The sequence below is a fragment of the Okeania sp. SIO2B9 genome (assembly GCF_010672505.1).
In the GTDB taxonomy this organism is placed as follows: domain Bacteria; phylum Cyanobacteriota; class Cyanobacteriia; order Cyanobacteriales; family Microcoleaceae; genus Okeania; species Okeania hirsuta.
This window is the reverse complement of sequence record NZ_JAAHGK010000110.1, coordinates 1-9,799: the sequence shown is the minus strand read 5'-3', so window position 1 is coordinate 9,799 and position 9,799 is coordinate 1. Positions and strand designations below refer to the sequence as shown.

Sequence of the window (9,799 nt, the reverse complement as noted above, 5' to 3'; positions counted from 1 at the left end):
AAAAATTTCATGACTTAACTGTCCGTAAAAAGCATATTCAGAGGGTTGATGACTTAAATAGATAGTAAACTCACCTTGATTCGCATTATTAAGTGAAGCTAAAGGTGTTGTGTGTAAGCGTAAATTTATTTTTTTTACAGCTATTCTTGGCTCGCCGTAGAGTTGTTGACTATAATTAAAACCTGATTTAATAAAAGCATAAATACTAGCATTATTTAAACTATTATCTAAAGCGTTAACTTCTGGTGATGAAATAAATTGAACAGAAACTTTCTGCAGTTTTAAATTAGGAATGTAGAGAAAAATCAGCAATGAAATAAATATAGTGAATAATAGCTTAGGTCTGATAAACTTTAGCATAATTTGTATCAAAATCAACACGGATTAAATTTTTTATTTCGCTAATTAATATTGATATTGATGAAATCAAAAAAATCTATGACTATTTCCCAAAAACAAGCGTTCAATAGAGAAATAGCCCATAAAAAAACTCAACTCGATATCGCTTATTCTATATCTCAGAAGTACGGGGTGTTAACAAGAAAAGCTCTAATGTGCCATTAACCTTAATTTTGTAAACTTCTTCAGCTTTAAACTTCTTTTCAATGCCAGACAGTAGATTTGGTGATGGATTAGCATATGCTAACCAGATACGCGATCTAGTTTTTGGTAAACTTTCCAGCCAACTTTCTACAGCTTGGGGATTATCTTCAGGTTCGTCTATTCTTACCTCAATAGTTGCAGAACCCCTATAGTAATGATTCAATGCTCTGGGACGTGACTGATTAGCTTTCCAAACAATTACGTCCCCAGACTGCTCGTTGGTTTGAATAAGTTGGACAAAACCCCGCCAATCTTCTCGATCCTTTACTGTATAGTAACGCTTCAAACCCCCACCAACAGCAACGAAATATATCAGAGCGATCGCCACAACCGGGATTCGCCACCGACGCCAAACCCCCATAAACCCTGCTGCCAAAAGGATAAAAAGATAGGGGGCAGTAAACAGAAGGTAACGATCTACCCAGAGAGAACGGGAAATTTGAGAAACTAAAAATATTGGAATTAAAGGTAAAAATCCCCAGGCAGCTGCCCAACCAAGTTTATGTGAATTTCGTTTCTCAAAAAAGGCTAAACCTATTAAACTAGCTACCATTACGGAGTAGAGATTATAAAACCAGAAAATTGCCGTTGAATTAGGTCTGCCAAATGACCAAGCAGTAAAACGTCCAGGTTGTAGTAGTACATTAATTATAGTCGGGCGAGGTTTTTTGTCAGGTTTATTTACTACACCTGTTTCTACAGTTTCTACAGTTTCTACAGTTTCTCTGAATCCACCCATAAAGACAGTTGTAGTCTTAGCTGCATTGATTAGTAGAGGAGACCATAATAGACAAATAGTAATCAGCCCAAGAGCAAAACTCAATAATACACGCTTTTGTTTACGAAATCTCCAAACGAATAATACTGTGTCTGGTAGCAATAAGAGTAAATTTAGTTTTGTAGAACGAATAGCTAAATATCGAGCTATTGCCCAAAAACTGATAGAAAACTTATTGGGAGATTTTAAAGCAGAAGTTAAAGCCAAAGTACCAAGTAATCCAAAAAAAGTGCTGACTCCATACATCCGCACCTCTTGAGCATGATGAATAAACAAAGGAGACACAGCCATAAGTAGAGCAGAAATTAAACCTACAGGTTTACTTGCCAAACGACAACCAAGTTGATAAATTAAGAAAACGCTACCTATAGTACAAATAACGCATAACCCGCGCAGCCAACTATCGCTATAGCCAAATACCATCCAACCTTTGAGGAGAATGAGATGAGTACGGCCTCTCCACAAGAGATCTAAAATATCTCTTTTTGCTCGATCTACACTGATGAGTTCATCTATCCAAAGGCTTTCTGTGCCTAGTTGATAGAGATATAATCCAGTAGCTAATAATAGGATTAGAGTAATAGGAACTATCTGCCAAAATAAATCTGATTTAGCTTGATTTTTTGTAAAATTCGAGATTTTTTCTTTCATATCCAAAAAGTACACCCCTTACAATCATCGGACTTATGCAGAGACCATGTATTATGTAGATAGAGTCCAAAAACGATAACGTTATCGTTTTTGAAATCTATTCTATATATATATATATATAGTACACCTGCGTAAGTCCTGAATGATATAACCGATCATCAATTATTTTTTCTATATTAGACTTCTCCAGAAAAGAGGGAGTAGGGAATAGGGAGTAGGGAGTAGGAAGAAATAATTGATGTAAGTAGTTGTGCAAAATAAATCTCCTAGTTGAGAGAGGCAACAGGCAACAGGCAACATAGAGTCAGTAGGATATGTAATTAATTTTGCATAGGCACTTATCTAGTGCTATAATTGATTTTATTTTTTATTATTGGAGATATCTATTTGAATTAGGAGTTGCGAGAAAAAGGTGCATCAAATCTTTTTCTCTATAAAACTGTTCATTAGTAAATGCCCAGTGTTTTTCCACTTTTAACTGCTCTCCAAAAGTCTTTTCAAAGAAGGTTCGATCAAAATCATTATGACAAACTAACCAAAGTCTTTCTATTGGTAATAGATTGGATAACTCTACCTCTAAATCAGTTTTGTTCACCTTCGCAGTAGAACAAATTTCTGGATTACGATAAATAGGTGCAATACCATGATAGTAATGAGTTAGTGCAGTAGTCATTTTGTCAGAATCTATAGATAAAACTATTTTATCCCCTGGTTTTTCTATCGCACTAATCACTTGTGCAAGACCACGCCAATCTTGGCGATCCTGAACTGTGTAGTAACGTACTAAACCATTTGTAACAGCAATTAGATATATAATTGCTACTACAATAGCTACTGTACGCTGCCAATTCCAAAGTCTCATAAAACCAGCAGCAAGTAAAATCAGAATGTAAGGAGATAAGAATAATAGGTAACGGTCTATCCATAATCTCTGAGAAACTAAAAATATCATAGTTGCAGGTATAAAAGCCCAAGCTGCAATCCAAAGAAGTTTTCCTGAACGATGCTTTTTAATCAAACCAAAGCTTAATAAAAATAGTAAGATGATTGTATAAGCTTGATAAAATAAGCTTATTGCTTTTGATGTTGAAGGGAATGGAAAAGCAGTCAAATGCCTCAACTTACGTATTACTTCTACCAGACTAGGAAATCTGTGTCTTACATAAGATATATCAACGTCAGATATGTTAACCTTGTTAGATATATTTAATGCTGGAAGTAAGAAATTAAAAAATTTACTTGAAAGTAATACCCACAGAGAAGGAAACCATAAAACTAACCCTACTAATGCCCATTTTCCAAAACGTAATAATACATCACGTTGTTTGCGAAACTTCAAACAAAATATGAGAATATCTGGTAGTAATAAGCTGGCATTCAGTGGGGCAGTCATGTTCATTAACGCTCGCGTACAAGCCCACCAAGCCATTGAAGAGTTAGTTGGATTTTCTAGTGTATAAACTAAAGCGAGGGAACCACCAATAGCTAAACAAGTAGACAGGGAGTACATACGCACCATTTGGGCAAAATTAATGAAAAGTGGTGAAAGTGCCAGCAACAAAGCGGCAATTAAACCTGTCACCTCTCCAGCTACACGACGACCAAGTTGGTAAATTAAGAATACACTACCTAAACCAAACACAACAGATAAGCTTCGTAACCAACTATCGCTGGTGCCAAATAACATCCAAAATTTTAGGACTATATAGTAAATTGGACGTACTCTAAATAAAGATATCTTGACTTTAGTGTCATTAACACTATAAAGTTCCTCATTCCACATGCTCTCTGTACCAATATTATAGAAATATAGTCCAGTAGCTAATAATAGAATTACAGTGATTGGCACCCATTGTTGCCAGTAAAATTTTTCTTTATGAGTAGTTGTATTCATATATGTTTATAACAATTAGGGGCGTTGGTGAATCAAGGGATGAAACCTAAATTTAGCCAAATATCAAATGCTTTTCAGATAATAGTGGCTTTGTTGCATGAATGTTGCGATGCGCTCCGCGATCCGTTCCGGAATCGCAACTTCTCCCCTGGGGAGAAGTTAATTAGTGAATTAGAATTCTACTTTGTAGCTTTCTGGCTTACAGTTCTGTCTCATACGATTAAGTATGGCACATTGTATGAACAACTCCGTCACCTGATTGTCAAATTTCCGTCGTCGCAACTTACCTCCAAATATTACTTTCAGTCTAAACATGGTTGTTTCTGATAGAGAACGTCGGTGATATCCACTCTTACTTTTCCACTTTTTACCTCCTACTCATGCGTTTCTCTGTGAGGTTCTCATCTCTAGGATGAGGTGTACCCTTACAGTTACCATGATGCCAGATGACTGCATTTTTACGGGGTGGTATGGTTGTTTTTGCTCCTCTGTGACTGGCTGACTCATAGCACTTGCGTTGATCATAGGCTCCATCACTTTCTACTCCATGTAGTAGCAAAATACTTGGTCTTCACTGACATCCTTGGTACTAACCACTGCAGTAACTATTTCCCCTGTTGTCTGATTCACACCTAGATGCAACTTACGCCATGTACGACGTTTACCTACTCCATGAACTCTTGTTTTCCACTCTCCTTCTCCATAAACTTTGAGGATCGTCAAATCTACCACCAGGTGAATCGCTTCTGTTGCTGGCATTACTGGTATTTCTATGTTCAATTTACCCAAGGGACGAGACAAGGTAGTGTGGTCTGGCACTGGTAAGTCTACTCCCAAAGCGAGAAAATATAGATTCCAAAAAAACCTCAGTTTGACGTCCAGCCAAGCTAAATAAAGTGGAAAGTTTTGCCATTAAGAAAGATCGCCAGATGACTGTAAGTATTTGATGCTCCCTTGCGTCCTGTTTTCGTGATTGTTGAGCAATTGCTCTATGGCTTCTGGACTCAGCCAAAATGTCAAACTGCCTCGTTGAAGCAACGAGGCATCATAGCTCAGACCAATTTCTGACCTTGTACTGAGGCTTGGACTTGGACTTACTCATATCTACTGATTTCTACCATCTTGATACTATTTATAGCCTCTAATCACTTTTTGTGCAACAAAGCCGTTAATAGTTAGGAGATTGCCATTAAAGCATAATCATAGCCACACATCACCAACTCCCAATTATAGCAGTTTTCATGAACATAGAATACAGAGATTTTTGGCTGAAAGCCAGAAGGCAGGAGACAGAAGTTTTGTAGTCAACATGGGTGAAAACTGCTATAAGTAACTTATGGACTATAGTAATTCCAAGTCATTTTACTACGATGGTAATGATTTTGAGACCATAATCTAGGGCGATTCGGATTTGGATTCGGTTCGGGGTTACTGTAAATATGCAGCTTATTCCCATTCACAACAATCAACTCCTCTCGCCAGTCTCCAGATACATCCGCTACATAGAGGCGATCGGCTTTTTCTTTGAACTTGTAGAGAAATTTTCCACTCAAAGGATTGAAAATTCCTATGTCTCCTGATTCATGGCGTTCTTTAGCAGCAGCTAACTGTTTTTCTCTTCCTGTCCAATCAATAGTAAAGATAACTTCTACACCTCTGACTGTCCAATCTCTAGGGGCAACATTATCCATTTTATATTTGGCGATTAGCTGACCTTGGGCATCAAATATGAAAGGTTTCTGATGTTCATGATAACGACTACGACACCATATTTCCAATCCTGGACGATTGTCAAAATTCCCAAGAGCAGCATTTTGAGGTTCTTGATTTTTGTAGTGAGTCTCCCAAATTAAGCGATCGCGATTAAATAGAAAAACTCGATTACCACCACCCTCTTCCAAAGCTAATACTTCTAATCCAGGAATATCTGGACGCACATCAGCAACAAAGATGGAATCAACATGACCCTTCAAGGGAATTTGCACCAATATCTCTCCATCTGGTGAAATCAGGGTAGCACCCAAAACTTCATCTTTGCCATCTCCATTCAAATCTGCTACTCGTGCCCCATTATGAGCATTGGCTACAAAATCATCTCTTGTCCATAGAGGTTGGGGGTCTTCTTTTTTCAGCAATTCATCTATTGCATAAGCAGCTAAAAAGACTCCCGTGCGATATCCTTCCGAGTTGGTAGTCTGTAGTAATAAATCCCTATCGCCTTGCCCACGAAAATTAGTAATTACTAGGTGTTCCCATCTTTCTGTTCCTGCTGGTGACTTCAAGGGGATAGTTTTCTTGGTTTTACCACTTTCACCCTCAACAATATGAAGAGTATTATCTTTAGTTAAAAATAATACTTCTGTTTTGCTATCTCCATCTACATCACCTGCTTGTACTCCTGCTCCGAAGTGTCCAGGTAAACCATTCTTCTCAGATTTTATGGTAACCTGAATGTTAATTTGTTTTGCCCAGAGTTTTTGCCCACTTCCCTGGTAAACTACAATATGTCCTGGTTTGGTAATTATAAAATCTTTTTTACTATCATCATTGATATCTGCTATAATTATTCCTCCTATTCTTTCATCTTCAGCAGGTAAATCTTCTAGTTTTATAATTTTGGGTTTAATAGATGAATAAGATAAATTTACACTCGATGAATAATATAAAGTCACACTCAAATATTTAATTATAGCAACACTAACTCCTATTACACCAATTAAAAAAAATAAAAAGGTTCCATTTTTAGAGTTTAGATACTTTCCTAATGGTATTTTTGATCGTAGATATGACATATTTTTTTTACTTAATTAATATTCTCTAATATAAATCATAATCAATTATCAAATTTTTTACTATTGAATATGAAAAAATTACTAAGTCGTCTGGATTGGTCTTATTTTTATTCTCTCTTGGGAGAGGGAACCTTAGCTTTGACATTTGTATTTTACATTATTCTGGCTCGTTTACTGGGTCCGGAGCGATATGAGATATTTGCCTCAGCAGCAGCTTTAGGAGCTATTTTATCCTTATTCATACAATGTGGATTACCATTTCTAATTCAGCGTGAAGTAGCAGCTAATCCAGAGAAGGGATCAAAATATACAATCCAGTTTATTCTGTTAGAAGTTTTGAACGTTTTCCCTGTTCTTATATTATTGTTTCCAATTACCCAATTGCTAAATTACCAAGGAGAAGGACTCATAGTATGTTATCTCGTGGTGTTTGCTGAACTCTGCCGTCAAGTTAAATTGACTTTGCGAGGAGTAGCTAAAGGGATGGGTTGGTTTAGAACCGAAACTATTTTTGTAGCAATTGAGCGATCGGCGGTGGTATTTGTTGCTGGTGCAGTCTTGTTATGGAAAAATAATTTGGTATTGGTAGTTGGAACCTTAGTGCTAGTTCGTTTATTAGAAAACTTGGGTTTTCTTTACTACTTAAGTCGAAAACTAAATGTATGGCGTGCTCTAAATTTTAATAATTTAACAGGAATTTATAAAATAGCATTCCCTTTTGCTTTGTCAGGAGTATTGTGGATGCTTTACTACAAAGTTGATGTGGTAATGCTCAAAGGGATGGCTGAGACAGGAGAGGCTGGGTTTTATAGTGCATCGTATCAGATAGTGGAGATTTTTTCTGCTCTACCTAGAGTGGTTTTTTATGTAATTTTTACCAGATTAGCTCGTTACCATGCTAATGAACCTGAGAAAGTTCCAGAGCAAATATACAAAGCAACCCGCGCACTCTTGATATTAGTATTACCACCAATAGTAATTGCTGGATTTTTTCAAAGTTATTTAGTTGAACTTCTTTACGGTCAGGAATATTCTTATTCAGTTCAATCTTTAGGAATTTTAATTCCCAACATTAGTGTTCATATGTTTGGTTTATTGGTGCAGCAGTTTTTTCTGGCAACTCAACGGGAAAAATATTTACCGCCTTTACTGATCTTTAGCACTATCATCAACATTATCTCTAACGCTATACTTATTCCATTTTTAGGGTCTGTTGGTGCTGCTTTATGTACTTTATTTAGTGCAGGAGTTTTAGGTGTAATTGGTCTAGGAATGATTAGTCGTATCGGTTACAAAAAAGCTGGACACCAATTACAGTTAATTTCTGCAATGAGTTTGCTTTTAACAGTAGTTCCTTCTCTGATAATGAATGGATTAGAACTACAGATTGGAATATTTTTAATGATTGGCAGTATTGCAAGTTTAGTAATATTGATGCGTCCCCAAAGTTTCTTAGATTAAAGGATAGAGCAATTTTTTATTATCAAAAATTGTATTTTTTTGCATTAATTAATTAATGAGTAATTTCAGAGTTCTTCAATCTGGATAAATTCCTTGTCCATACTTAGGATAAAATCTCTCTGAGATATAGCAATCGAAGCAAAGGTTAGAACATTTATAAATTATAAAACTCAGTCATAGATTATTTTTTATTTTTGCCTTGTGCGTAGCACTATAATCGTTGATAATTTTTTTTGTTTAAAACCCTGGCGTTGCAAAGCGACGAATGATTTGATAAGAATTTTGATTGAATTGGATTGTGGATTAATCAATTGCTAGAATGATTAATTAATGGTTATTTTTAGTCAAAGTCTAAACTAATTTTTGGCAATATCATTCCAGAATGTGCAACCCCAAAACCATTGTTAAATATCCTATTAATGGCTGGTAGTAAATTAAACTATTAGACATCTCCAATAATCAAAAATAAAATCAATTATTGTACAGAAATCAATCAATTATTTCCCCCTATTCCCTACTCCCTACTCCCTCTTTTGGAGGAGATGTCTATTAAAGATTTCTGCTCAATGATGAGCTATATAGTGGAGTGGGACTATCTAAACCCAACCTAAGATTGAAGTATATTTTCAAGTCTTGTAATGCTTCAATTTGACCTTTACGGTTTTTCATCATTGCTACAAATTTTCGAGGAGGATGTTCAATATACTTGAATTGTAGTTTTTCCCAACTTGAAATCTGCGGATTTTCTAGCTCTCTGTGATAACCATAACGTTCTAAGGTAGAACCAGCTACTGCTTCAAAAATACGCAATTGACGCTCTGTCATCTGTGTACGCCATTTTTCGGTATTACTGCTGATAATAGGACGAGCAAGATTCTTGAGATTTTGTTTATCTGTTTTATATGCTGCATTATCTTTGTAGAAATTAAGCATTTCTGGAGTATATTCTTCTTCTAAAAAGGAACACATATCTTTTAGAACTTGCTGAGTATTCAATAATAGTTCTTCATATCGAACTTCAAAAAATGAGTTTTGATCGATGACATTTTTCAACTTATCAACTTCTTCTAGATGTTTTACCCATCCCCTAGCTGTAGGATAAATATGTTTAGGTCCGACTCGGGATTGTTTCCAAGACAATGCACAATCACGTCCATCACGCACAATATGGATTATTTGTACATTAGGAAATCCACTCAGAATTTCACGCCAGTAAAAAAGATGAGCAGGGGTTTTTTCTCCCCAACGTTGTTTTCCCTCGTTTTTTGCCCATGCAGACATAATCGCCTCAAAAATGCCATGAAAATCATATCTCTGAATAGCTTTGATGGTATTTTCTCTATTTGGATAAGGAGACCAATCAGCAAGTGGACCTGTACTTAAAATATCATCTAATAGACGTTCTCTATTTTGAGGAAGGTTTAAATCTCCATAGAATTTTAACCAATTATAAAATGTTCTATATATAAGAGACTCATAGGGAATAGCTATTCTTGGATGGCTATTGAGCAGTTTACTAAGTAGTGAAGTTCCTGATCGCGGACAACCAAAAATAAATATTGGGCGTTGATCGGATTGATTGGTATTTTCTGCTTTATCCATAAATTTCCTAATCTTTAA

6 protein-coding genes and 1 pseudogene are annotated in these 9,799 nt (G+C 36.0%); 1 reads left to right on the top strand and 6 read right to left on the bottom strand.

Annotated features, from left to right (window positions below):
* From F6K13_RS06420 to F6K13_RS06400, 5 genes and pseudogenes are all read right to left on the bottom strand, one after another.
* Nucleotides 1-360: hypothetical protein (locus tag F6K13_RS06420; RefSeq protein WP_287287042.1), on the bottom strand; the 360-nt coding region annotated here is incomplete at its 3' end.
* Nucleotides 361-511: 151 nt separating this feature from the next.
* Nucleotides 512-2,032 (bottom strand): glycosyltransferase family 39 protein, encoded by a 1,521-nt coding sequence (locus tag F6K13_RS06415; protein ID WP_287287041.1) that lies wholly within the window; start codon nucleotides 2,030-2,032, stop codon nucleotides 512-514.
* 370 nt (nucleotides 2,033-2,402) lie between these two features.
* Entirely contained in the window at nucleotides 2,403-3,926 is a 1,524-nt protein-coding gene (locus F6K13_RS06410) for a glycosyltransferase family 39 protein (RefSeq protein WP_124155391.1), read from the bottom strand.
* A 171-nt stretch (nucleotides 3,927-4,097) separates the two neighbouring features.
* Nucleotides 4,098-5,028 (bottom strand): annotated as a pseudogene (locus tag F6K13_RS06405) (IS5 family transposase).
* A 232-nt stretch (nucleotides 5,029-5,260) separates the two neighbouring features.
* Nucleotides 5,261-6,718, bottom strand: coding sequence for an FG-GAP-like repeat-containing protein (locus F6K13_RS06400; RefSeq protein ID WP_287287039.1), 1,458 nt, complete (start codon nucleotides 6,716-6,718; stop codon nucleotides 5,261-5,263).
* A 69-nt stretch (nucleotides 6,719-6,787) separates the two neighbouring features.
* Here F6K13_RS06400 and F6K13_RS06395 point away from each other — a divergent pair, with 69 nt between their 5' ends.
* Complete coding sequence (locus F6K13_RS06395; RefSeq protein ID WP_124146964.1) at nucleotides 6,788-8,179, top strand: oligosaccharide flippase family protein; 1,392 nt, start codon at nucleotides 6,788-6,790, stop codon at nucleotides 8,177-8,179.
* A 549-nt stretch (nucleotides 8,180-8,728) separates the two neighbouring features.
* Here the strand turns inward: F6K13_RS06395 and F6K13_RS06390 are convergent.
* The coding region (locus tag F6K13_RS06390; RefSeq protein ID WP_287287038.1) for a sulfotransferase at nucleotides 8,729-9,799 on the bottom strand (1,071 nt) is incomplete at its 5' end.

What these genes read in the sequence shown, in the direction of transcription:
- F6K13_RS06400 (WP_287287039.1), bottom strand. Translation starts at nt 6,718, where the DNA reads ATGTCATATCTACGATCAAAAATACCATTAGGAAAGTATCTAAACTCT.
- F6K13_RS06410 (WP_124155391.1), bottom strand. Translation starts at nt 3,926, where the DNA reads ATGAATACAACTACTCATAAAGAAAAATTTTACTGGCAACAATGGGTG.
- F6K13_RS06395 (WP_124146964.1), top strand. Translation starts at nt 6,788, where the DNA reads ATGAAAAAATTACTAAGTCGTCTGGATTGGTCTTATTTTTATTCTCTC.
- F6K13_RS06415 (WP_287287041.1), bottom strand. Translation starts at nt 2,032, where the DNA reads ATGAAAGAAAAAATCTCGAATTTTACAAAAAATCAAGCTAAATCAGAT.